Here is a 23480-nt window from a genome sequence, read left to right as displayed (position 1 = left end):
AGTTCTTGTGATCGGTTAGCGACAAGGACACACACCATGAAAACACGTCAACTGGGCCGCGGCGGCCTTACCGTTTCGGCCCTCGGTCTCGGCTGCATGGGCCTGAGCTTCGGGTTGGGCCCCGCTGCGGACAAGCGCGAAGGCATTGCAATGATCCGAGAGGCCTTCGAGCGGGGCGTGACCTTCTTCGACACCGCAGAGGGATACGGCCCCTTCACGAACGAACTCCTTGTCGGCGAAGCCATCGAGCCGATACGCGACCAGCTCGTCGTCGCGACGAAGTTCGGATTCAAGCTCGACGAGAACGGCGCGATGGTCGGGCTCGACAGTCGCCCGGAGCACATCCGCGATGTAGTCGAGGCCTCGCTGAAGCGCCTGCGCACCGACCGCATCGATCTGCTTTATCAGCATCGGGTCGATCCGGCGGTGCCGATCGAGGATGTCGCAGGCGCGGTCAAGAGGCTGATCGCCGAGGGCAAGGTCAAGTATTTCGGTCTTTCGGAAGCGAGCGCGCAAACGGTCCGCCGCGCGCACGCCGTGCAGCCGGTGGCGGCCATCCAGAACCATTACTCGCTGTGGATGCGCGAGCCGGAAATCGATCTGCTGGCGCTCTGTGAAGAACTCGGGATCGGATTCGTCTCGTGGGGCCCGCTCGGCCAGGGTTTTCTTACCGGCCAGATCACACCGGACACGAAGTTCGACGACCCGAGCGACCTGCGCAGCAGCTTCCCCCGCTTCACGCCCGAAGCGCTGAAGGCCAACTTCGCAGTCGTCGACTTTCTGCGGGGTCTCGCTGCACGAAAGGGCAGCACACCCGCACAGATAGCGCTCGCCTGGCTGCTTGCGCAGAAGCCGTGGATCGTGCCGATTCCCGGCGCCACGAAGCTCGAACACCTGGACGACAACCTGCCGGCGTGCGACCTTGAACTGACACCCGACGACCTGCGCGAGATCAATGCGGCGTTTGCAGCCATCGACGTGCAAGGCGCTCCTCTGTCGGAAGGCCTGACCTCCATGGCTGATCGATAAGGAGATGGACATGCAATATCGTCAACTTGGCAAGAGCGGCCTGGAGGTCTCGGCCCTCGGCCTCGGTTGCATGGGCCTGAGCTACGGCTACGGGCCAGCGACCGGCACGGCCGAAGCGGTCAAGCTCATCCGCGCGGGCTTCGAACGCGGGATCACGTTTTTCGACACGGCGGAAGTCTATGGGCCCTTCGTCAACGAAAGCGTGGTCGGGGAAGCGCTGGAACCTGTGCGCGATCAGGTCGTGATCGCGACCAAGTTCGGGTTTCGCGAGGGTGACGCCGGCAAGGGCCTCGACAGCCGGCCGGAACGCATCCGGCAGGTGGCCGACGAGGCGCTGAAGCGCTTGCGCACCGACCACATCGATCTGTTTTATCAACACCGTGTCGATCCGCAGGTGCCGATGGAAGACGTGGCGGGCGCCGTGAAGGACCTGATTCGCGAAGGCAAGGTGACGCACTTCGGCCTTTCCGAGGCCGGCGTCGACAGCATTCGCCGCGCGCACGCGGTTCAGCCGGTCGCTGCCCTGCAGAGCGAATATTCCCTGTGGTGGCGCGAGCCGGAGAAAGAAATTCTTCCGCTGCTGGAGGAACTGGGCATCGGCTTTGTGCCATTCAGTCCGCTCGGAAAGGGTTTTCTGACGGGAGCGATCGACGCACAGACATCGTTCGGCGCGGCAGATTTCCGCAGCACAGTGCCTCGTTTTGCACCGCAGGCGCGCCAGGCGAATCGCGCACTGGTCGATGTTCTGGCGGAGATCGCCGCGCGCAAGCAGGTCACGCCTGCCCAGCTTGCACTCGCCTGGCTGCTCGCCCAAAAGCCGTGGATCGTGCCGATCCCCGGCACGACGAAGCTGCATCGTCTCGAGGAAAACGCCGGTGCCGCCTCTGTCGTGTTGTCGCCAGAAGACCTGAAGGAAATCGAGGCGGCCGTCTCGGGTGTTCAGGTCCAGGGCGACCGCTATTCGGCGGATCGACAAAAGCTCGTCGGCCGCTGAGCGACGACGACTAACGCCGAGCAAAAGGAATTGATCATGACCCAAGTAGTTGTTGTCATCGGAGCAGGGTCCATCGGCCAGGCCATCGCCCGCCGTGTCAGCGCGGGCAAGCACGTTCTGCTCGCCGACCTGCGGCAGGAGGGGGCCGACGCAGCGGCCAAGGTGCTCGCGGATGCCGGCTTTGAGGTGAGCACGGCAGTCGTGGACGTGTCTTCGCGCGCCTCGGTCCATGCGCTCGTGGAGGCGGCCACCGCGCTTGGCAGTGTCACCGGCCTGATCCACGCCGCGGGCGTTTCTCCTTCGCAGGCATCACCGGCCACGATCCTCAAAGTCGACCTGTACGGCACCGCGCTCGTCCTGGAAGAGTTCGGCAACGTCATCGCGGAAGGCGGCGCTGGCGTCGTCATCGCGTCGCAGTCCGGACACCGGTTGCCGGCGTTGAGCCCCGAACAGAACACGGCTCTCGCGACGACGCCGACTGAAGACTTGCTGGCACTGCCGATGCTTCAGCCCGAGCAGGTGAAAGACTCCCTGCACGCGTACCAACTTTCCAAGCGTGGAAATTCCCTGCGGGTCATGGCGGAGGCCGTGCGATGGGGCAAGCGTGGCGCCCGGGTGAACACCATCAGCCCCGGCATCATCTTCACGCCGCTCGCAAGAGACGAACTGACAGGCCCTCGCGGCGAAGGCTACCGGCGCATGATCGAAGCGTCGTCCGCCAAGCGCGGTGGCACACCGGACGAGGTCGGCAACGTCGGCGCGCTGCTGATGGGGCCGGACGGCGGCTTCATCACCGGCAGCGACTTCCTCATGGACGGCGGCGTCACCGCGGCCTACTGGTACGGAGAGCTCGCTCCGGCGAAGTGACTCGCCAGGCTCAGGTCTGTGCCAGGATTCGCCCCAGCTCGTCGATGTCGATCGGCTTCTGCAGATGGTGGTCGAACAGCCCCTCGGCCGCCTTGCCGCCCGCATCCTGCGCAGAGAAACCCGAGATCGCGACCAGCAGCTTCGGCGTGCCTTCCGTCGTGCTCGCGCGCAGCCGCCGCGCCACTTCCGTGCCCGGAAAGTCGGGCAGGGTGAGGTCGATCAGCGCGGCATCGAAGCTTTCGGCCGCTGCCGCGTCCAGCGCCTGCTGCGCGGTGTAGGTGCAGCGCGCGGTGTGGTCGTGCAGGCTCAGCAGCTCCTGCAGCAGATCGGCCGCGGCCTTGTTGTCGTCGACGATCAGCACGTTCACTGGGGTGTCTCCTTTTGGGTGTCGGCCGGGGGCGCCGGTGGTTGCAGCGGCAGGTCGACCACGAAGCGCGAGCCTTCGCCCGGCGCGCTTTCCACGCCGATCTGCCCGCCGTGCAAGGTCACGATTTTGCGCGTGATGTAGAGCCCGAGGCCCAGCCCCGCGGCGTGCTTGCGGCTGTCGTCGGTGCGCTCGAACTGCTCGAAGATGCGGCCCTGGTCTTCGGGCGCAATGCCTATGCCCTGGTCGCGCACGGCCACCTGCGCGGTGTTTCCCAGCTGTTGCACGACCATTTCGACCGGCTTGCCGCCGCCGTAGCGCAGCGCGTTGGTCAGCAGGTTGGTCAGCACCTGTTCGATGCGGAACTCATCCCATTCGCCGCGCAGTTCGGCCGGCGCCGCGAGCGTGATGACCGAGCCCGCGGCCTCGGCCTGGTGTCGCAGGCTCTCGACCACCGCTTGAGCCAGCGTCGCGAGGTCCACCGGCGTGGTCTTGATCGACAGCGCGTCGCGCCGCATGCGCGTGACGTCGAGCATGTCGTCAATCAGCCGCACCATGTTGCGGATCTGCCGCTGGTCGCGCTCGATCATCGTGGGCAGCCGCTCGGGCGCGAAGCTGGCGAGGTTGCCCTTCGACAGGTGCAGCTGCCGCAACTGCGCCTCGAGGTAGAGCGTGTTGAGCGGCGTGCGCAGCTCGTGCGACACCATCGACATGAAGTCGTCGCGCATGCGCACGGCGCGTTCCAGCTCGTGCTGAGTCTGCTGCAGTTGCTGCACCAGCTCTTCCTGCTTCTTGTGCGCGACCGCGAGCGATTCCATTTCGTGGCGCAGCGCCTTGCGGTGCTGGTACAGGTCGACGAACACGTTCACCTTGCTGACCACCGCGTGCGGATCGAGTGGCTTGTGCAGGAAGTCGACCGCGCCGCTCTCGTAGCCCTGGAAGGCGTAGTTCAACTCGCGCCCGGCGGCACTCACGAAGATGATGGGAATGTGCCGCGTGCGCTCGGTGCCGCGCATCAATTCGGCCAGTTCGAAGCCGTTCATGCCCGGCATCTGCACGTCGACGATCGCGAGAGCGAATTCGTGCTCCAGCAGCAGCGCGAGCGCCGCATCGGCCGAGTCGGCGCGGTACACGAGGCGCCCCGGCGCGCGGATCAGCGCTTCCAGCGCCAGCAGGTTCTCCGGCAGGTCATCGACGATCAGCAGCTTGCTTTCGATGTCAATGTTCATGGGCGGCCTCCAGCTGGAGCAGCAGCGTGCGCAGTTCGCGCAGGGGGAGCACGTAGTCGGGAATGTGGCGCGCGATGGCGGCTTGGGGCATGGTTGGAATAAGAGCTTCTTTCGGTTCCTGGACGGCGGTGAGCCCGCCGGCCAGATGAATGCGGTGCAGGCCTTCGGCGCCGTCGTCGTTCGCGCCGGTCAGCAAAAAGCCGGCGAGGGCGGGGCCGTAGACGTCGGCGGCGGAGCCCATCAGCACGTCGATGGACGGCCGCGAGAACAGCACCGGCGGCTCGCAGCTCAGCGAGAAGGCGCGCTCGCGCTCGATCGACAGGTGGTAGCCGGGTGGCGCGAAGTACAGGCTGCCGGCCGCCAGCGGCATCTTGTCGTTGGCCTCGTGCACCGGGATCGGCAGGCGCTGCGCGAAGATCTCGGCGAGATGGCTCTCGTGATCCCAGGGCAGGTGCAGCACCACCGCCATCGGAATGCGCCAGCTGGCGGGCAGGTCGTGCAGCAGGGTGGAGAGCGCGTCGATGCCGCCGGCCGAGGCGCCCAGCACCACGGCATCCACGCGCTTGCGAACGGGGGAGCGAAGGTGGTGCTTCATATCGCCCGTCATGCGGCTTTCTTGCGGTAGATGCGCTCGACGCGCGCGTGCGTGTCGAAGCGGTCGGAGTAGCCCGAAAAGTCGATGCTCTCCTTCGAGCCCAGACCGAGAAAGCCGCGGTGCGACAGCGACTCGTGGAACAGGCCCAGCGCCCGGTCCTGCAGCTCCCGGTTGAAGTAGATCAGCACGTTGCGGCACGACACCAGCTGCGTTTCCGCGAACACGCTGTCGGTGGCCAGGCTGTGGTCGGCAAAGATCACGCCGGCGCACAGAGAGGGGTCGAAGCGCGCGGCGTCGTAGGCGGCGGTGTAGTAGTCGGAGAACTCGCCGCGTCCGCCCGCGCGCTGGTAGTTGGTGGTGTAGCCGCGGATCGCCTCCAGCGGAAAGATGCCCTGGCGCGCTTTCTCCAGCGAGGCGGGGTTGATGTCGGTGGCATAAATCTGCGTACGCGCGAGCAGGCCTTCTTCGCGCAGCAGGATGGCCAGCGAGAACACTTCCTCGCCCGTGCTGCAGCCCGCCACCCACACCTTGACGGACGGGTAGGTGTGCAGGATCGGCACCACATGCTGGCGCAAGGCCAGAAAGTAGGCCGGGTCGCGGAACATCTCGCTCACCGGGATCGTCAGGAACTGCAGCAGCCGGCCGAACAGCGAAGGGTCGCGCAGCACCCGCTCCTGCAGCGCCGAGATGCTCGGCAGCCCGAGCTGGTCGAGCGCGTGCAGCACGCGGCGCTTCTGCGAGGCCACGGTGTAGTTGCGGAAGTCGTAGCTGTACTTGAGATAGATCGCCTCCATCAGCAGGCGCAGCTCGATCTCCGTGTCGCTCAGCGGATGAAGCGGCGGCGTGTGCGTGGCGGTCTTCGAGTTGCCGGGGCGTGTTGTCACAGGCGCTCCATCTTCGGCATCCACACGCGCAGCAGCGAGAACAGGCGCTCCAGATCCACCGGCTTGGCGAGGTAGTCGTTGGCGCCGGCGGCCAGGCATTGCTCGCGGTCGTCCTTGGTGGCCTTGGCGGTGATGGCGATCACGGGCATCTTCTCGAAGCGCGGGTCGCCGCGCAGGCGGCGCGTGGCTTCCAGGCCGTCCATCTCCGGCATCATCACGTCCATCAGCACGAGGTCGATCTCGCTCACCTGGTCGAGCCGCTCCAGCGCCTCGCGGCCGTTGCGGCCGATCTCCACGATGGCACCGCGCTGCTCCAGCGCGCTGGTCAGCGCGAAGATGTTGCGCACGTCGTCGTCCACCAGCAGGATGGTGCGGCCCTCGAAGATGCGGTCGCGTCCGCGCGCCGTCTTCAGCATGCCCCGGCGCTCGCTGGAAAGCTCGGCCTCCACCTTGTGCAGGAACAGCGTCACTTCGTCGAGCAGGCGCTCGGGCGAGCGCGCGCCCTTGATGATGATCGAGCGCGAGTAGCGCTGCAGCTCGGCTTCTTCGTCGCGCGTGAGGTTGCGCCCGGTGTAGACGATGACCGGCGGGAACGACACGATTTCTTCCGCCGCCATGGCCTTGAGCAGCTCGCTGCCCTGCATGTCGGGCAGCTTCAGGTCGGTGATCATGCAGTCGAACACGCGGGTGCGCAGCAGCTCCAGCGCCTCTTCGCCGGAGCCGACGGCAACGATCTCGATGTCGTCGTCGCCGATCAGCCTGATGACGCTCTCGCGCTGCAGCTCGTCGTCTTCCACCAGCAGCACGACCTTGACCTTCTGCGTGAGCTTTTCTTCCAGCCGGCCGAACACCTTCATCAGCTCGTCGCGTGTGGCCGGCTTCAGCGCATAGCCGATGGCGCCCATCTGCAGCGCAGCGCCCTGTACGCCTTCGGCGGCGGACACCACGTGGATCGGAATGTGGCGCGTGTGCGGCGAATCCTTCAGCCGCTGCAGCACGTCGAGGCCGGTGCTGTCGGGCAGGCGCATGTCGAGCAGGATCGCGTCGGGCAGGAACTGCGTGGCCAGCTCGAAGCCATCGGCCGCGCCATGCGCCACCAGGCAGCGATAGCCCAGCTCGTGCGCCAGGTCGTAGAGGATGTGCGCGAACTGCGGCTCGTCTTCGATCACGAGCACGCGGCGCACCTGGTCGCGCGGGATGGAGCGGTCGTCGGCGAACTGCGGCGCGGGCACCGGGGCAGGGGGCTTCGGCGCCAGCGACGCAACGGATGGCGCATGTGCGGGCCGTGGCGTGTAGACCGCCGACGGCTGAAGCGCTGCCGGTGAAGCCTGCGGTGCCTTCGCCGGCAGTTGCAGGACGAAGGTGCTGCCCTGGCCCGGCTCGCTCTGCACCGTGAGCGTGCCGCCCAGCAGCTGCGTGAGGTCGCGCGAGATCGACAGGCCCAGCCCGGTGCCGCCATAGCGCCGGCTGGTGGTGCCGTCGGCCTGGCGGAAAGCTTCGAAGATCAGCTCGTGCTGCTGCGGATCGATGCCGATGCCCGAATCGGACACCGCGAAGGTGGCGCCGCCATCAGCGGCCGGCGAGACTGTCAGCGCCACTTCGCCGCGCTCGGTGAACTTGATCGCGTTCGACAGCAGGTTCTTCAGAATCTGCTCGACCCGCTGCCGGTCGGTGACCAGCGAGGCCGGCGCATCGGGTCGCACGTCGAGCCTGAAGCTCAGGTTCTTCTGCATGGCCAGCGGGCTGGAGGTGCTCTCAAGGCTGCGGCCCAGCTTGGCGAGCGTCACGTCTTCGGGCACCACTTCGAGCTTGCCGGCCTCGACCTTCGCGATGTCGAGGATGTCGTTGATCAGCACCAGCAGATCGTTGCCCGACGAATAGATCGACTCCGCGAACTTCACCTGCTCCGGGGAGAGATTGCCCTGCGGGTTGTCGCCCAGGAGCTTGGCGAGGATGAGCGCGCTGTTGAGCGGCGTGCGCAGCTCGTGCGACATGTTGGCGAGGAATTCCGACTTGTAGCGGCTCGCGCGCTGCAGCTCGTCGGCGCGGTCTTCGAGGTCGCGCTGCACGCGGCGCAGCGCGGTGTTGCGCTGGTCCAGCGCCTCGGTGCGCTCGGAAAGCTGGCTGTTGGTCTGCTCCAGTTCGGCCTGCTGGTTCTCCAGCATGGCCTGCGAGGCGCGCAGGGCGCGCGACTGTTCCTCGAGTTCTTCATTGGCGGTGCGCAGCTCTTCCTGCTGCACCTGCAGTTCCTCGTTGAGCTGCTGGGTTTCGCCGAGCACCTCCTGCAGTTGCTCGCGGTAGCGCGCCGCCGCCAGCGAGGTGCCGATGTCGTCGGACACCAGGTCGATCAGCTGGTTGCCGCGGTCGTCCAGCGCGCCCGGCAGGCCGAGCTCGACCACGCCGTTGACCATGCCGCTGCTCGCGACGGGCACCAGCAGCACCGACTTGGGCGCCATCTCGCCAAGGCCCGAGTTGACCTTCAGGTAGTCGGCATCGACCGGGTCGATCAGCATGCGCCGGCGCTCGGCGGCCGCCTGGCCCACCAGGCTTTCGGTGGGTGAGAAGACCTGCGGCGTGGCTTCGGCCGCGCTCGAGAAGCCGTAGCTCGCCGCCCGGCGCAGCGGGCCGTGGCGCTCGCGCACGTACATGGCGCCGACCGAGGCGCCCAGGTAGCGCGAGAAGAACGCGAGCACCTTGCGGCCCATGTCCGGCGCGCTGAGTTCGCCGACCAGCTCGCCCACCAGCCCGGTCTGTGCGTTGCGCAGCCAGGCTTCGTGGGCGAGCCGCTCGGCGTGCGCAGCTTGTTCCTTCAACACCACGTCGTAGCTGTCGGACAGCAGCACCAGCTGGCGCCGCCCGAAGTAGGCCATCAACCCGGTGAAGCTCAGGGTGAACAGCAGGAACAGCCCGACGACCCACCAGGCAGTGCTGTTGGCGGCGTTGTTGCGCTGGAAGCGCAGGGCCTGCTCGGTCTCCATGAAGGCGGTGAATTCGGCGCGCATGTCGTCCATCAACCGCTTTTCGTCGCCGAGGCGCATGGCGGTCTGATTGCCGCTGCTGGCGTCGCGCGCGGCAATCATGCCGTTGGCAAATTCGAGCCAGGCTGTCTGCAGCGTGGCGAGGCGGTCGATGCGCTCCACCTGCTGGGGGTTGTCCGACACCAGGTTGCGCAGCCCGACCGTATCGCCCTTGAGGCGGGTCAGGGCGCCTTGGTAAGGCTCCAGAAAGCTCCGCTCACCGGTGATCAGGAAGCCGCGCACACCGGTTTCCATGTCGATGGTGCGGCGCTGCAACTCGCTGGCGGCGCGGGTGACGCGGTCGGTGTGCTCGACCCAGCCGATGCTGTTGAGCAGGAACAGGATCAACCCCACGAACACCACGGCACCGAATACGCCGCCGATCAGGGGCAGCTTGATGTTCCGGCTGAGCAGGCGCTCGAAGTCGTCGGGGTCGATCGCGGTGGGAGTGTTCATCGGTCGCAGTTGTAGGCAAAACTTGTCAAGTTTTGTCGATAAATCGAAGAGGCCCTGTCGGAGAAGGCCCCGTCACGGTCTTGACGCGGATAGGGAAACCGCAGGCGCCGTATTCGCGTGGCTATACTGTAAATTCATACAGCATTTGCCAGATGGGCCCCGAACCCTCCAACCCGCAAGACGCGGCCTCCATGATCGCGCATGTAGTTTCCGTCAAGGCCCTGTGCGCCTTCGGCGCGAAGGCGGGCGACCTCGACCTGCGCTTCGTGCCCGCACCCAGCGCGCTCGAAGGCATGGCCGGGCACGCAATGGTGCAGCACCGGCGCGATCCCGAGCACTACGCCTGCGAGGTCGGGCTCGAAGCCACCTGCGGCGCGGTCCGCGTGCGTGGCCGGGCCGACGGCTACGAGGCACGCGCATCCCGCGTCGAAGAAATCAAGACCTTCCGCGGCGATTTCGATGCCATTCGCGGCAACCACCGCGCACTGCACTGGGCGCAGGCCCGCACCTACGGCTGGATGCTGTGCGAGCTGAACGGCCATGAAGAGATGACCGTGGCGCTGGTGTACCTCGACCTGGCCACCGGCGACGAAACCGTGCTCGAAGAGCACCACACCCGCGAAGCGCTGCGGGAGCACTTCGAGCAGCTGTGCGGCCGCTACAGCGCCTGGGCGCGCAGCGAAGCCGGCCACCGCGCCGCGCTCGACGCCACGTTGGCCCAGCTCGAATTTCCGCACCGCGCTTTCCGCACTGGCCAGCGCGAACTGGCCGAGGCCGTCTACCGCGCAGCCGTGGGCGGGCGCTGCCTGATGACGCAGGCTCCCACGGGCATCGGCAAGACGCTGGCCACCATCTTCCCGCTGCTCAAGGCCCGCGCGGCACGCAAGATAGACAAGCTTTTCTTCCTTACCGCCAAGACATCCGGCCGGCCGGTGGCGCTCGATGCGCTTCGCGTGCTCGACAAGGGCAGAGGGCAAGGGCGCCTGCGCGTGCTCGAACTCGCGGCCCGCGAGAAAGTCTGCGAATACCCCGATCGCGCCTGCCATGGCGATGCATGCCCGCTCGCCAGGGGCTTCTACGACCGCCTGCCCGCCGCGCGCGAGCAGGCCGCGCAGGTGGCGTGGCTCGACCGCGAAGCGCTGCGCAACATCGCGCTCGCACACGAGGTGTGTCCCTATTTCCTCGCGCAGGAAATGGCGCACTGGGCCGATGCCATCGTCGGCGACTACAACTACTACTTCGACAGCAGCGCCTTCCTCTACGCCACCATGCGCGATGCCGACTGGCGCGTGGCTGTGCTGGTGGACGAGGCCCACAACCTGCTGGAGCGCTCGCGCGGCATGTACACCGCGCAGCTCGAAGGCGCGGCGCTCGAAGAGGCGCACCGCGCGGCGCCCGCCGCATTGCGCGGCCCGCTAGCCCGGCTGTTTCGCGAGTGGGACACGGTGCAGCAGTCGCAGGTGGCCGACTACGAAACCGCCGATGAAATTCCCGAGCGCTTCCTGCGCACCCTGCAGGCCGCCAACACTGCCATGGCCGAGTATTTCGCAGCGACGCCCGATGCTTCGCAGGGGCCGCTGCAGCGCTTCTTCTTCGACGCGCTGCACTTCGCCCGGTTGGCCGAGGCCTTTGGCGATCATTCGGTGTTCGAGCGCACGCTCGGGGCCACGCAGCAGGATCGGAGCCTGGCCATCCGTAACCTCGTGCCCGCGCCGTTCCTCGAAGCGCGCTTCGGTGATGCGGTGTCGGTCACCTGCTTCTCGGGCACGCTGTCGCCTTTTGCTTTCTACCGCGATGCCCTGGGTCTGCCCGAAGACACCGCGCTGCTCGACGTGGCCTCGCCCTTCGACAGCCGGCAACTGCGCGTCGAGGTGGCGATGCACGTGTCGACGCGCTTTCGCGACCGCGCGGGGTCGCTGCGCAATGTGGCGGACATCATCGGCGCGCAGTTCGAGCGCCTGCCGGGCAACTACCTGGCCTTCTTCAGCAGTTTCGACTACCTCGAAAAAGCCTGCGCTGCGTTCTCGCTGCGACACCCCGGCGTGCCCGTGTGGACGCAGACGCGCGGCATGCGCGAGGCCGACCGCCACGGCTTCATCGCGCGCTTCGAGGAGGGCGGGCAGGGCATCGGCTTCGCGGTGCTCGGCGGCGCGTTCGGCGAGGGCATCGACCTGCCGGGCAGCCGGCTGATCGGCGCCTTCGTCGCCAGCCTGGGCCTGCCGCAGTACAACGAACTCAACGAGATCACGCGCGAGCGCATGCAGACGCGCTTCGGCAAGGGCTACGAGTACACCTATCTCTATCCTGGCCTGCAGAAGGTGGTGCAGGCGGCCGGCCGTGTGATCCGCACCGAGGAAGACCGCGGCGTGTTGCACCTGCTTGACGACCGCTTCGCGCGCGCCGAGATCCGCGAGCTGCTGCCGCGCTGGTGGCACGTGCGACTGGCGGGTCTCGCAGACCCAATTCGAACAAGCACCGAATAGAAGCTATTGAGACCTCACTCGCTATCCACGGCCAGAGAAAATGAATTGTTGTCGATTGATTGCAATTGAATATGAAATGGAATTGAAAGAAATTTGGTTCTGCGGAAAGCAGCTCTTTCTCGTAACTGCCTTAGTTGGTACTTAGACTCAGGAAGGAAAATTCAACAAAGGAACAGCCTCTTTCATGAAATCAAATTGTTTGGTAACAGAGTCGGCGGTCACGGAAAATTCGCGCAGGCAGTTCTTGCAAAAGAGCGCACAAACTGCGACGGTACTTTGGAGTGGCTCGATGTTGGCCGGTTGCGGGGGTGGCGATTCGGGCGGCGACACGGGTTTGAATGGGGGAAATTTGTTTCCTTCTGCAAACAATCCCGCCAGCGAAAATTCGTTGCCATCCTCTGCAAGCGGAAATTCAACACCACCTCCTGTAAACACTCCAGCCGGTGAAAATTCGTCGTCACCCCCTGCATCCAACTCGACCAGCGAGAATTCTTCGCCTTCCGCAACAAGCCCGACGGTCCAGTCTTTCTCTCTGTCCGCCGAGGCTCCGGGCGGTGTAATTGTTATCACCGGCTCCAAATTCGATTCAAGTGCTTTCGTAAGCTTTGGAGGCGTAGCGGCAGTGCAATTCAGCGTGGACTCGGCGACGCAAATTTCGGTGACTGTGCCCGCTTTGGCGATCACAGGTCCGGTCACCGTCAGGACGGCTGGAGGAACGGGCCGATCCAGCGCGCCGTTCTCTGTGCTGACTGCGCCCGCGCCAGCACCCGGTTATCGACTCGCCTGGCACGATGAGTTTGAAGGCAATCGAGTGAACAGCCGCAATTGGCGAATGCATACCTCCATGCGAGACCAAGCACAGCAAGCAACCGATGCTGCCGATGTCTCCAACAGTGTCTTGACGATTTCGACCTATACGGACCCTTCGACAGGTGCGCATCACACGGGTTTTCTGGATACGAAAACAAGCCCGGGCTGCGAATTCACCTTCGGGTACGTCGAGGCTCGCATTCGCTTTGTGAACAGACCCGGGCAGTGGTCTGCATTCTGGTTGCTGTCGGACCAGAACAGGGCATACACGCCGCCCAATCCGGCTGCAGGCGTGGAGATCGACATCATCGAGCACCGTGCGGTCGAGGCGAACAATGCGGCAGACGTCAGCAATGGGCATTCGAGCGCAGTGCATTGGAATGGCTATGCCGCAGCAGAGATAAAGAGCATCGGCAGCGGGGTGAGGACACTGCCGGCAGGCAAGTCGTTCTCCGACTGGCATACGGTAAGCCTGCTTTGGACCCCGACCAAATATCAGTTCTATCTCGACGGGACGCAGTTCTGGGAGACCACGGAAGGCATTTCCCAGAGCGACGAATACATCCTGCTCACCAGCGAAATCAAGGACAAGGCTTGGGCAGGCGATATTCCTCCAGACGGCTATGGCCCGCGCGGCGCCAGCACGAATCCGGTCATGCAGGTCGATTGGGTTCGCGTTTGGCAACTGCCGTGACCCGCATGGCGAATCACGGGGTCATGGCCGCCAAGCACGCAGGAAGCCGACTGCGCCATCCCCCGATGGCGTTCTTCCCACTGCCGAAGGCGGGCACCGTCCGCAAGATCGACAAGCTGTTCTTCCTTGCAACCTGCCAGAGATGACGAAGATGACGCGCGCCGCCAGACGCCTCGAACACGCCGGCCAGCCCGACCTGTTCGGCGAAGCGGCCGTGGCTGCCATCGAAGGCTTGCGCTACGAGCGCGACTTCCTGTCCGCCGAGGAAGAAACCGGCCTGCTGCACATCGTGCAGGGCCTGCCGCTCAAGGAGATGCGCTACAAGGAATACACGGCACGGCGGCGCGGCACCAGCTTCGGCGGTAGCTACGACTTCGACAACAACCGCCTCAAGCCCGGTGCGCCGCTGCCCGAAGCGCTGCATCCACTGCGGGCAAAAGCGGCCGCATGGGCCGGCATCCCGCCCGAAGACCTCACCCACATGCTGATCGCCGAGTACCGTCCCGGCACGCCGCTGGGCTGGCATCGCGATGTGCCTGACTTCGAGGACATCATCGGCGTTTCGCTGCACAGCGACGCGGTGATGCAGTTCCGGCCCTACGTGCCCGGCGCACGGGCCTCAGGCCCCGCCACGCTCGAATTCCTGATCGAGCCGCGCTCCGTGTACCTGCTGCACGGCCCGGCGCGCTGGGCATGGCAACATGCCATCGCACCGACCGAGGCCTTGCGCTATTCCATCACCTTGCGCACACGGAGAACCCGCGCCCCATGAACCGCAGCACCTTCCTCAAGCTCCTCACGCAAAAACTCTTCCCCGTGCTGAAGGCCGAAGGCTTCGGGGGGGCGGGCCAGACGCTGCGGCGCATCGATGGGCCGCTGATCCATGTGTTCAACGTGCAGGGCGCGAGCGGGGGGAAGGCGTGCTACCTGAACCTCGGCGCGCATCTCGACTTCCTGCCGACCGAAGGCGGCGCCCAGGTGGCGCCGGATGCGCTGGAGGAATCGCACTGCGTGTTCCGCGACCGGATGGAGCCGCCGCCCGGCGCCGCTTTCGGATGGGCCTATGGCGTGACGAAAGAGCAGGCGGAAGAGAACGTCGAGTTCATCGTGAGCGAATGGGCGGGCCCGGGGCGCGCTTTCTTTGCACGGCATGGCAGCTACCCGCAAAGTTTCGAGCAGATGCTGCGCGAGACCGACCCGAACCAGATCCATGCGCGAACGGCTCTGCATCTCGCGCGGATCGCGGTGCACCTGGGCGACCGCGCACGGGCGCAGGCCCTGGTCGATGCAGGGCTGGCGCGCGCACCGGAGCGGGCCACGTCCTTGAAGGCGGACCTCGCGAAGGTTCTGACGGCCTAGCGCTCGGCCAGCTGCGCGCAGCAGCAGCTGAAACACCCCACATGCGCGGCTTGCCTTCCCACACCTTGCGCACCTGCTTGTCCTTCGGGCCCGAGAACTGTTCGTAGCTCAGCGCCGGGTCGAGGCGGGAGGAGTAGCTGAACGAGCTCATCTGGTAGTTGCCGCTGTTGTAGCGGTCCAGCTGCGTGGCCCATTCGAGCACCTCGATCTGCGCGTTGATGCCCACGGCCTGCATCATGGCCTGCGCCAGCACCGCCACGGTATAGCTGGACACGCGCGCGCTTGTTGTTCTGGATGGTGATCTTCTCGCCCTTGTAGCCGGCCTCGCGCAGTTTCTGGTTCTTCAGCTGCGGGTCGCTCGACGTGATCCGGCCCGCGTCGATGGCGCCCGACTTCAATCCGGCCGCCGCAGTAGCCGCATCGGGCACGACGATGAACTTCACCGTGTCCCTGCGCCGCATGAAGCCGGGCACCTGACACGCACGACAGACAAGGCTGACGCGCAGCGCGTGCGTTCTCCGACCCACGGCGCGCCTCGCGTGCCCAGCATGAAGGCTTCTCATCGAGCAGGAGCAATGCCATGCCAAGAGGCGACAAGTCGTCCTACACGGACAAGCAGAAGCGACAGACCGAACACATCGAGGAAGGCTACGAACACCGCGGCGTGGGCAAGGCCGAAGCCGAGCGCCGCGCTTGGGCCACGGTGAATGCCGAGACTGGTGGCGGCAAGAAGTCGGGCTCCGGTCGTGGCAAGGCCGAGAACCATGCGCCGGCGCGCAAGGGCGGCCGCCTTGGCGGTGCTGCCGCAGCGCATCGCCCAGCGGCCGCACGCTCGGCTTCCGCGATGAAGGCTGCCGCCACGCGCAGGCGCAACGCCGAAAAGCGCGGCTGACCCGGAGCCGACGATGCACATCATCCTGGGAGCGACGGGCCACGTCGGCTCGGCGCTTGCGCAAGACCTGCTCGCGCGCAGCGAGCCGGTGACGGTGGTGACGCGCGATGCGCACAGGGCCGAAGCCCTGCGGACAAAAGGCGCGCACGTGGCCGTGATCGACGTGTTCGACACGCATGCGCTGCACCGTGTGTTCAAGGGCGGCCACCGGGTCTTCGTGCTGAATCCGCCGGCGGCACCATCGACCGACACGGTGGCCGAAGAGCACAGGAGCTTGCGCGCCATTCTTTCCGCGCTCGAAGGCTGCAGGCTCGAGAAGATCGTCGCCGAGTCGGCCTATGGCGCGCAGCCCGGCGAGGGCCTGGGCGACCTGGGCGTGCTGTACGACATGGAGCAGGCGCTGCGCGCCGGCCCGACACCGTTCAGCGCCATTCGCGCCGCCTACTACATGAGCAACTGGGACGCCTCGCTGAAGACAGCGCGTGAAGAGGGCAAGGTGCACAGCATGTATCCCGCCGACTTCAGGTTGCCGATGGTGGCGCCGCACGATCTCGGCCAGTTCGCCGCCAGGCTGATGCTGGGCCCGCCCGAGTCTTCGGGGCCGCATCACGTCGAGGGGCCGGAGCGCTATTCGGCGGGCGATGTTGCGCAGGCTTTCTCGCAAGCGCTGGGGCGACCGGTGGAGGTGGTCGAGACGCCGCGAGAGCAGTGGGAGCAGGCGTTCAGGTCGCTGGGCTTTTCCGATGCTGGAGCCAGGTCGTATGCGGCCATGACGCGCGTCACACTGGACCAGCACTACGAGCCGTCCGAGAAGCCGGAGCGGGGCGCGATTTCGCTGGGCGAATACATCTCCGCGCTGGTGAAGAAGAGTCCGGACCGCTGAAACCCGCCAATACGCTGTCCGATATCCGGGTCTCAGGCCGCGAAGCCGCTAAAACCGGACATTCATGACCTGTTTCTGGCGGCAGCCGGACAACTTGCGTTTTCCCGCCATGGCGGCCCGGGTGCGAGAAGCCGTCTTGTTCGGTGACGTTGCTCCGAACGCGGCTTCTACGTCTGCAAACGTCGCTGATTCGTCTGTCATTTCGCAAGCCGTCCAGCGGTTTGCCGCACCGTGAACGCATCGATACGATCCCGCGCCTTGCCCTCACGAAAGGAATGCGCGGGTGCTTTCTACGACTGCTTCTTCCTCATCACCCAATGCCGCCTTGCAGCAACGCAGCCAGCGCCATGTCTGGCATCCGTGCACGCAGAGCATTCGCCTCGAAGCAGTGCCGCCGTTGCCCATCGCGCGAGGCGAGGGCGTCTGGCTCTCCGACCATGAAGGTCGCCGTTATCTCGACGCCACCAGTTCGTGGTGGGTCAATCTCTTTGGCCACGCACACCCCGCGCTCAACGCTGCGCTGAAAGACCAGCTCGACAAGCTGTCGCACGTGATGCTCGCGGGCTGCACGCATGCACCGGCCGTGGAGCTGGCCGAGCGCCTGTCCGCGCTGACGGGGCACGCGCTGGGTCATTGCTTCTATGCCTCCGATGGCGCCTCGGCCGTAGAGATCGCGCTGAAGATGAGCTTCCACGCCTGGCGCAACGCGGGCCGCGCTGGCAAGCAGCGCTTCGTCGCGCTGAAGCAGGGCTACCACGGCGAGACGCTGGGGGCCTTGCACGTGACCGACGTGCCGGTGTTCCGCGATGCCTACGCGCCATTGCTTGCGAACGCGCACCTCGTTGCATCACCTGATGCACGCAACGCCAAGCCGGGCGAAGACGCGGCCGCCGTCGCACGCCGCGCCGCAGCCGAACTCGAAGCTCTGCTGGCCGAACAGCACGACACCATCGCCGCCGTGATCGTCGAGCCATTGGTGCAATGCGCCACCGGCATGGCGATGCACGACCCCGAATACCTGCGGCTCGTGCGCGCCTTGTGCGACCGCTACGGCGTACACCTCATCGCAGACGAGATAGCCGTGGGTTGCGGCCGCACCGGCAGCTTCTTCGCCTGCGAGCAGGCCGGCATCTGGCCTGACTTCCTTTGCCTCTCGAAAGGCATCAGCGGTGGCTATCTGCCACTGGCTCTGGTGATGACACGCGACGCCATCTACGAGGGCTTTGTCGACGACGACGTGGCGCGCAGCTTTCTGCATTCGCATTCGTACACCGGCAACGCGCTGGCCTGCCGTGCGGCGGTGGCCACGCTGGATCTGTTCAAGAGCGAAGACGCGCTGCAGCGCAACCGTGGCCGCGCAGTGCGCCTGCTGCAGCGGCTGCACGACGGGCTCGAAGGCCAGCCGATCGATCACCTGCGCCAGCGCGGAATGATCACGGCCTTCGACGTGCGCGAGCCGGGCGCGCGCTTTGCCGAGCGCTTCCACATGGCGGCGCGTGCGCAGGGGCTGCTGATGCGGCCTATCGGCAACACCGTCTACCTGATGCCGCCGTATGCGATCAACGACAGCGAGATCGACCAGTTGGTCGACGGTACGCTGGCCGCGCTGAAGGCCGTCACGGCCATGAGTTCAAAGAAAGGAGCCCGCGATGTCGCGCTTGCTTGACCGCCTGCAGGGCGAGATCCACGCGCTCGACGCCCAGTCGTTGCGCCGTCGCAGGCAGATTGCCGAAACCGCCTGCGCGCCCGAACAGACCCTGACGCTGGCCGGCGCCACCGCACCGCGCACGATGCTTGGGTTCAGCAGCAACGACTATCTCGGCCTCGCCGCGCATCCCGCATTGGCGAAGGCATGGGCAGAAGGCGCCGCGCTGTACGGCACGGGCAGTGGCGGTTCGCACCTGATCCTCGGCCACTCGCGTGCCCATGCACTGCTCGAAGAACGGCTGGCCGGCTGGATGGCGCCCTTCATTCCTGAGGCGCAGAGCCTGTTCTTCTGCACCGGCTACATGGCCAACCTCGCGGTGTTGTCGGCGCTCGGCGGTGCCGAGGCCGTCATCTTCTCGGAGTCGCTCAACCATGCCTCGCTGATCGACGGCGCGCGGCTGGCCAAGGCGCGCGTCGAGCGCTATCCGCATTGCGACGTGGCCGCGCTCGATGCGCAACTCGCCGCCTGCGACGCGCCGGTCAAGCTCATCGTGAGCGATGCGGTGTTCAGCATGGATGGCCACATCGCGCCCGTGGCCGAACTGCTCGCACTGGCCGAGCGGCACGACGCCTGGCTGGTGATCGACGACGCGCACGGCTTCGGAGTGCTGGGGGGCACCGGGCGCGGCGTAGTCGAAGCCCTGGGCTTGCGCTCGGAGCGGCTGGTGCTCGTGGGCACGCTGGGCAAGGCGGCGGGCGTATCGGGTGCCTTCGTGGCAGCGCACCGCACCGTCATCGACTACCTGGTGCAGCGTGCGCGGCCGTACATCTTCACGACAGCCGCGCCGCCGGCCGTCGCACACGCGCTGCTCGCGAGCCTGACGCTGATCGAGGGCGAGGAGGGCGCGGAACGCCGGGCACAGTTGCTGGCCCGCATCGCGCAACTGCGTCGCGGCCTGAAGGCAGTATTGCCAGCAGACGGAAGCGCGTGGCTGCCCGATTCGCCCACTGCGATCCAGCCGCTGATCGTCGGCGACAACGCACGCGCGATGCGAGTCATGGCGCAGCTCGATGCACGCGGCCTGCGCGTGGGCGCGATCCGCCCACCGACTGTGCCCGCCGGCACGGCGCGGCTACGCATCGCGCTGTCGGCCAGCCACAGCGAGGCCGATGTCGCTCGGCTGGTCGATGCATTGGGCGAAGCCCTCGCGCAGCCTTTGAAGGAAGCCGCATGATGCGCCGGGCTTGGTTCGTGACTGGCACAGACACGGGCATCGGCAAGACGCTGGTCAGCAGTGCCATGTTGAGCCTGCTGGCCGGCTCAGGCCTGCGCGCGGTCGGCATGAAGCCGGTGGCTGCGGGACTGGAAGACATCGGCGGTGAGTGGCGCAACGAAGACGTAGAGCATTTGAACGCGGCCGGCAACGTCGATGCGCCACTGGCGCTGCGCTGCCCGTACCTGCTGCGCGCGCCGATGTCGCCACATCTGGCGGCCAGGGAAGAGGGCGTGCACATCGCGCTGCAGCCGATGCTCTCGGCCTTCGCTGAGCTGTCGGCGCGTGCCGATGCCGTGGTGGTCGAAGGCGTGGGCGGCTTCTGCGTGCCGTTCGGCGACGACCTCGACGGTGCCGACCTCGCCGTGGCGCTGGGCCTGCCAGTGATCCTCGTGGTCGGCCTGCGGCTGGGCTGCCTCAACCATGCGCTGCTGAGCGCCGAGGCCGTTCGCGCGCGTGGCCTCGTGCTGGCGGGCTGGGTGGCGAGCATGGTCGATCCGTCGATGCTCGCGCCGCAGGCCAATCTGCAGACGCTGCGCGCGCGTCTCGGTGCGCCCTTGCTCGGCATCGTGCCGCACCTCGAGCACCCCGATGCCGCCAGCGCAGCCCGGCACATCGACTTGCGCGCACTGCGCGCGACGGCGGCCCATGCCGCACGCCGCACTGCCGCATCAGAAGTCTCAGCCGCGCTGGCCTGATTCCGCCAGCCGCTTGCCGCGCACGCCGCCCTGGCGTTCCAGCATCCAGCCCGGGTACTCGGCCGGCAGCGCGCTCACCTTGTCCAGCGTGGCGAGTTCATCGGCCGTGAGCTTGATGGCGGTGGCGGCGATGTTGTCGTCCAGCTGCTCGGAGCGCTTGGCGCCGATGATCACGCTGGTCACCACCTGCTGGTGCAGCAGCCAGGCCAGCGCGATCTGCGCGACCGACACCTTGCGCGCCTCGGCCAGCTGGCGCATCACGTCGATGCAGTCGTAGGCGCGTTCGACGTTCACCGGCGGAAAGTCGAAGGTGGTGCGGCGGCTGCCTTTTTCTGCTTCGGTGTTGCGGCCGTACTTGCCGCTCAGCAGGCCGCCCGCAAGCGGGCTCCAGACCATCAACCCGACGTTCTCGCTGCGCAGCATGGGCGCCAGCTCGCGTTCCAGGTCGCGACCGGCGATCGTGTAGTAGGCCTGCAGCGACTCGAAGCGTGCCAGCCGGTCGCGCTCGGCGATGCCCAGCGCCTTCGCGATCTGCCAGGCCGCCCAGTTCGACACGCCCACGTAGCGCACGTGGCCCTGGCGCACGAGGTTGTCCAGCGCGTGCACGGTTTCTTCGATGGGCGTGGCCGGGTCGAAGCCGTGGATCTGGTACAGGTCGATGTGGTCGAGCTGCAGGCGCTGCAGGCTGGCCTTCACGCCATCCATGATGTGAAAACGCGAGGCGCCGGCCGAGTTGACGCCCTTGCTGCCGGTTTCGCCCAGCACCTTGGTGGCCAGCACGAAGCTGTCGCGCGGCGCCTTGAGGTTCTTCAGCGCCTGGCCGGTGATGATTTCTGACTGGCCGTCAGAGTACACGTCCGCCGTGTCGATGAAGTTGATGCCGGCGTCCATCGCACGGCCGATCAGCCCTTCGGCCTCGGACTGCTGCAGGTTGCCGATCTGGCCCCAGATGCCGGAGGAGCCGCCAAAAGTCATGGTGCCGAGGCACAGCTCGGAAACGAAGAGGCCGGTGCGGCCGAATTTGCGGTATTGCATGGAGGAATCCTTTGCGGTGGAGGCGCCCGAGGGAGGCCGAAAGGGCCGGAAAGCCCGGGCGACTGCAAAAAGTATCCGGCTGCGGCCCCCGGCGTGGCGAGCGCGTTCCTGCAAAGTATTTGCCTGATTCTCCAGACCTCCCCGCCGGCAGGTGCGAATCCAAGGGAGGCGCGCTAAGCTACAAAACCGCTCAATCCTCCATGGTGGCCATTCCCAGGCCCTCCTACCGCGACAAGGCCCCGAACATGTCCGACGAAACACCCGAAATCGCCGCCGTCATCGCCCAGCCGATGCCGCTGGAACCCGAACTCGATGAAGCCCGCAAGGAACTGGTGGCGCTGATCGAGCACATCACCCAGGGGCAGGACGGCACCGTCATCACCGCCGTGCCCGGCCTGCAGGTGTTCTGCATCAGCAAGCCCGAAGGCCCCAAGCACGGCTTTGCGTCGCCGGCGCTGGGCCTCATTGCGCAGGGCTCCAAGCGGATCATCGTGGGCGACGACATCTACGTGTACGACCCCATGCACTACCTCGTCACCTCGGTCGACCTGCCGGTGTGCGGCCAAGTGTGCGTCACGAGCGAGAAGGAGCCGTACCTCGGCGTGCGGCTGGAGCTGGCCCTCGACGAAATCGGCGACCTCATCGGCGACGAGAAGCTGCCGGCCAAGGCCAACAACGCGCCGGCCTCGCGCGGCATGTACGTCAACCGCATCGCCATGCCGGTGCTGGAGCCGGTGCTGCGCCTGCTGCGGCTGCTCGACACTCCGGAAGACGTGCCGATCATGGCGCCGATGATCAAGCGCGAGATCATGTATCGCCTGCTGGTCAACGGCGAGGGCGCGCGGCTGCGGCAGATTGCCCTGCAGGACAGCCACACCCAGCGCATCGCCAAGGCCATCAGCGCGCTGCGCGTGAACTATGCGCAGTCGCTGCGGGTGGAAGACATGGCACGGGCGGTGCACATGAGCGTGTCGTCGTTCCACCACCACTTCAAGGCCGTCACTGCCATGAGCCCGCTGCAGTACCAGAAGCAGCTGCGCCTGCAGGAGGCGCGCCGGCAGATGCTGATTGCAGGCGCCGACGTGGCGAGCGCCGCGCACAACGTGGGCTACGAAAGCCCGTCGCAGTTCGCGCGCGAATACGGCCGCATGTTCGGTGCGCCGCCGCTACGCGACAAGCGCCGCTGGCTCGGCGAGGCGGGCAACGATGCGATGGGCGCCGAGTCGATGGAAGCGGCATGAGCCGCATGAGCCCGCCAGAGCGCTTGGCCGGCGTGTCGCATGGCTGAATCGAAGATCGCCATCTACGGCGCCATTGGCGCCAACGTGGCGATCGCGGTCACCAAGTTCATCGTCGCGGGTGTTACCGGCAGCTCGGCGATGCTGTCGGAGGGCATCCACTCGGCGGTCGACACCTTCAACGGCGTGCTGCTGCTGGTAGGGCTGCGCCTGAGCAAGCGGCCCGCGACGGTCGAGCATCCGTTCGGGCACGGCAAGGAGCTGTACTTCTGGAGCCTCATCGTCGCGGTGCTCATCTTCGGGCTGGGCGGTGGCATCTCGTTCTACGAAGGTATCCAGCACATCCGCCAGCCGGAGCCGATGCGCGACCCGACGTGGAACTACGTCGTGCTCGCGGCGGCGGCGCTGTTCGAGGGCACGAGCTTTCTCATCGCGCTGAAGCAGTTCCGCGCGCAGGCCCGCGGCCAGCCGTTCTGGCAGGCGCTCGACCGCAGCAAGGACCCGACCACCTATACCGTGCTGGCCGAAGACTCGGCCGCGCTGGCGGGCCTGGCGGTGGCCGCGCTCGGCATCTACCTCAGCCACGCGCTGGACATGCCGGCCCTCGACGGCGTGGCCTCGGTGGTCATCGGATTGCTGCTCGCGGGCGTGGCCGTGCTGCTCATCGCGCAGTCGCGCGGGCTGCTGATCGGGGAAGGCATCCGCCCGGAGACCGCGCGGGCCATTCGCGCGCTGGCCATGGAACAGCCCGGCGTGGAAGACGTGGGCCATGTGCTGTCGATGTACATCGGCCCGGAAGACGTGCTGGTGATCGTCGACGTCAACTTCAAGGACGACACGCCCACCGGCGACGCGGCCGAGGCCATCGCGGCCATCGAGAAGCAGGTGCGCGCGCGGTTCCCGATGATCAAGCGGATCTTCATCGAGGCGAGCGATGCGCCTTCCGGCGACACGGGCGCCGAAAGAAAGAGCGGTGCCTTGTAGCACTTGCTGCAATTTCTTGCGTCGTCCCGACCATGCAGGTTTTGCAAA

General features: G+C 66.4%; 22 protein-coding genes and 1 pseudogene. 15 read left to right on the top strand and 8 right to left on the bottom strand.

Annotation, left to right across the window (positions count from 1 at the left end; all coding sequences use genetic code 11):
• Positions 1-36 precede the first annotated feature (36 nt).
• From NWF24_RS15970 to NWF24_RS15960, 3 genes are read left to right on the top strand one after another with little or no spacing between them, the layout of a single operon-like run.
• Positions 37-1029 (top strand): aldo/keto reductase, encoded by a 993-nt coding sequence (locus tag NWF24_RS15970; protein ID WP_258355030.1) that lies wholly within the window; start codon positions 37-39, stop codon positions 1027-1029.
• Between the two features lie 10 nt (positions 1030-1039).
• Complete coding sequence (locus NWF24_RS15965) at positions 1040-2023, top strand: aldo/keto reductase (protein ID WP_258355029.1); 984 nt, start codon at positions 1040-1042, stop codon at positions 2021-2023.
• Positions 2024-2059: 36 nt separating this feature from the next.
• Positions 2060-2890, top strand: coding sequence for an SDR family oxidoreductase (locus NWF24_RS15960; RefSeq protein ID WP_258355028.1), 831 nt, complete (start codon positions 2060-2062; stop codon positions 2888-2890).
• 10 nt (positions 2891-2900) lie between these two features.
• Here NWF24_RS15960 and NWF24_RS15955 read toward each other — a convergent pair whose 3' ends face one another.
• From NWF24_RS15955 to NWF24_RS15935, 5 genes are read right to left on the bottom strand one after another with little or no spacing between them, the layout of a single operon-like run.
• Positions 2901-3257 (bottom strand): response regulator, encoded by a 357-nt coding sequence (locus NWF24_RS15955; protein WP_258355027.1) that lies wholly within the window; start codon positions 3255-3257, stop codon positions 2901-2903.
• On the bottom strand, positions 3254-4483 hold the full coding sequence (locus NWF24_RS15950; protein ID WP_258355026.1) for a hybrid sensor histidine kinase/response regulator: 1230 nt from the start codon (positions 4481-4483) through the stop codon (positions 3254-3256). Before NWF24_RS15950 ends, NWF24_RS15955 begins: the two co-directional genes overlap by 4 nt.
• Positions 4473-5078, bottom strand: coding sequence for a chemotaxis protein CheB (locus NWF24_RS15945; protein ID WP_258355025.1), 606 nt, complete (start codon positions 5076-5078; stop codon positions 4473-4475). The genes NWF24_RS15950 and NWF24_RS15945 overlap by 11 nt, the downstream gene beginning before the upstream one ends.
• Positions 5079-5086: 8 nt before the next feature.
• Positions 5087-5962 carry a CheR family methyltransferase gene (locus NWF24_RS15940; protein ID WP_258355024.1) on the bottom strand — a complete coding sequence of 292 codons (876 nt, stop codon included), beginning with the start codon at positions 5960-5962 and terminating at the stop codon, positions 5087-5089.
• Entirely contained in the window at positions 5959-9435 is a 3477-nt protein-coding gene (locus NWF24_RS15935) for a response regulator (RefSeq protein WP_258355023.1), read from the bottom strand. Before NWF24_RS15935 ends, NWF24_RS15940 begins: the two co-directional genes overlap by 4 nt.
• A 152-nt stretch (positions 9436-9587) precedes the next feature.
• On the opposite strand from NWF24_RS15935, the gene NWF24_RS15930 reads away from it, so the two are divergent.
• On the top strand, positions 9588-11918 hold the full coding sequence (locus tag NWF24_RS15930) for an ATP-dependent DNA helicase (RefSeq protein ID WP_258355022.1): 2331 nt from the start codon (positions 9588-9590) through the stop codon (positions 11916-11918).
• A 147-nt stretch (positions 11919-12065) separates the two neighbouring features.
• On the opposite strand, the gene NWF24_RS15925 is transcribed toward NWF24_RS15930, so the two are convergent.
• Positions 12066-12614, bottom strand: coding sequence for a hypothetical protein (locus tag NWF24_RS15925; protein WP_258355021.1), 549 nt, complete (start codon positions 12612-12614; stop codon positions 12066-12068).
• A 148-nt stretch (positions 12615-12762) separates the two neighbouring features.
• Here NWF24_RS15925 and NWF24_RS15920 point away from each other — a divergent pair, with 148 nt between their 5' ends.
• From NWF24_RS15920 to NWF24_RS15905, 4 genes are read left to right on the top strand one after another with little or no spacing between them, the layout of a single operon-like run.
• Positions 12763-13422, top strand: coding sequence for a glycoside hydrolase family 16 protein (locus tag NWF24_RS15920; RefSeq protein ID WP_258355020.1), 660 nt, complete (start codon positions 12763-12765; stop codon positions 13420-13422).
• A 23-nt stretch (positions 13423-13445) separates the two neighbouring features.
• On the top strand, positions 13446-13568 hold the full coding sequence (locus tag NWF24_RS15915; RefSeq protein ID WP_258355019.1) for a hypothetical protein: 123 nt from the start codon (positions 13446-13448) through the stop codon (positions 13566-13568).
• Positions 13565-14194 carry an alpha-ketoglutarate-dependent dioxygenase AlkB gene (locus NWF24_RS15910; protein WP_258355018.1) on the top strand — a complete coding sequence of 210 codons (630 nt, stop codon included), beginning with the start codon at positions 13565-13567 and terminating at the stop codon, positions 14192-14194. The genes NWF24_RS15915 and NWF24_RS15910 overlap by 4 nt, the downstream gene beginning before the upstream one ends.
• Positions 14191-14781: a DUF4304 domain-containing protein gene (locus NWF24_RS15905; RefSeq protein WP_258355017.1), complete on the top strand. Its 591-nt coding sequence runs from the start codon at positions 14191-14193 to the stop codon at positions 14779-14781. Before NWF24_RS15910 ends, NWF24_RS15905 begins: the two co-directional genes overlap by 4 nt.
• Before the next feature lie 55 nt (positions 14782-14836).
• On the opposite strand, the pseudogene NWF24_RS15900 reads toward NWF24_RS15905, so the two are convergent.
• Positions 14837-15230 (bottom strand): annotated as a pseudogene (locus tag NWF24_RS15900) (ABC transporter substrate-binding protein); the annotation flags it as partial.
• A 131-nt stretch (positions 15231-15361) separates the two neighbouring features.
• Here NWF24_RS15900 and NWF24_RS15895 point away from each other — a divergent pair.
• The 5 genes from NWF24_RS15895 to bioD all read left to right on the top strand — a co-directional run bounded on the left by NWF24_RS15895 (position 15362) and on the right by bioD (position 20175).
• Positions 15362-15673 carry a plasmid stabilization protein gene (locus NWF24_RS15895; protein ID WP_258355016.1) on the top strand — a complete coding sequence of 104 codons (312 nt, stop codon included), beginning with the start codon at positions 15362-15364 and terminating at the stop codon, positions 15671-15673.
• A 13-nt stretch (positions 15674-15686) separates the two neighbouring features.
• Positions 15687-16556 (top strand): NmrA family NAD(P)-binding protein, encoded by an 870-nt coding sequence (locus tag NWF24_RS15890; RefSeq protein WP_258355015.1) that lies wholly within the window; start codon positions 15687-15689, stop codon positions 16554-16556.
• A gap of 283 nt (positions 16557-16839) precedes the next feature.
• Entirely contained in the window at positions 16840-18222 is a 1383-nt protein-coding gene (gene bioA / locus NWF24_RS15885) for an adenosylmethionine--8-amino-7-oxononanoate transaminase (RefSeq protein WP_258355014.1), read from the top strand.
• On the top strand, positions 18206-19438 hold the full coding sequence (gene bioF / locus NWF24_RS15880) for an 8-amino-7-oxononanoate synthase (RefSeq protein WP_258355013.1): 1233 nt from the start codon (positions 18206-18208) through the stop codon (positions 19436-19438). Before bioA ends, bioF begins: the two co-directional genes overlap by 17 nt.
• Positions 19435-20175, top strand: a complete 741-nt coding sequence (bioD, locus tag NWF24_RS15875; RefSeq protein ID WP_258355012.1) for a dethiobiotin synthase — start codon at positions 19435-19437, stop codon at positions 20173-20175. The genes bioF and bioD overlap by 4 nt, the downstream gene beginning before the upstream one ends.
• Here bioD and NWF24_RS15870 read toward each other — a convergent pair.
• The gene (locus NWF24_RS15870; RefSeq protein ID WP_258355011.1) at positions 20158-21210 is read right to left on the bottom strand and encodes an aldo/keto reductase; all 1053 of its coding nucleotides are present in this window, start codon (positions 21208-21210) and stop codon (positions 20158-20160) included. The two genes, bioD and NWF24_RS15870, sit on opposite strands and share 18 nt — an antisense overlap.
• A gap of 245 nt (positions 21211-21455) precedes the next feature.
• On the opposite strand from NWF24_RS15870, the gene NWF24_RS15865 reads away from it, so the two are divergent.
• The gene (locus NWF24_RS15865) at positions 21456-22451 is read left to right on the top strand and encodes an AraC family transcriptional regulator (protein WP_258355010.1); all 996 of its coding nucleotides are present in this window, start codon (positions 21456-21458) and stop codon (positions 22449-22451) included.
• Positions 22452-22490: 39 nt separating this feature from the next.
• Entirely contained in the window at positions 22491-23432 is a 942-nt protein-coding gene (locus NWF24_RS15860; protein ID WP_258355009.1) for a cation diffusion facilitator family transporter, read from the top strand.
• The last annotated feature ends 48 nt before the right edge of the window (positions 23433-23480 follow it).

Source organism: Variovorax paradoxus (assembly GCF_024734665.1).
Taxonomy (GTDB): Bacteria; Pseudomonadota; Gammaproteobacteria; order Burkholderiales; family Burkholderiaceae_C; genus Variovorax.
The sequence above is the reverse complement of the archived record's forward strand: the minus strand, read 5'-3'. Positions and strand labels throughout refer to the sequence as shown.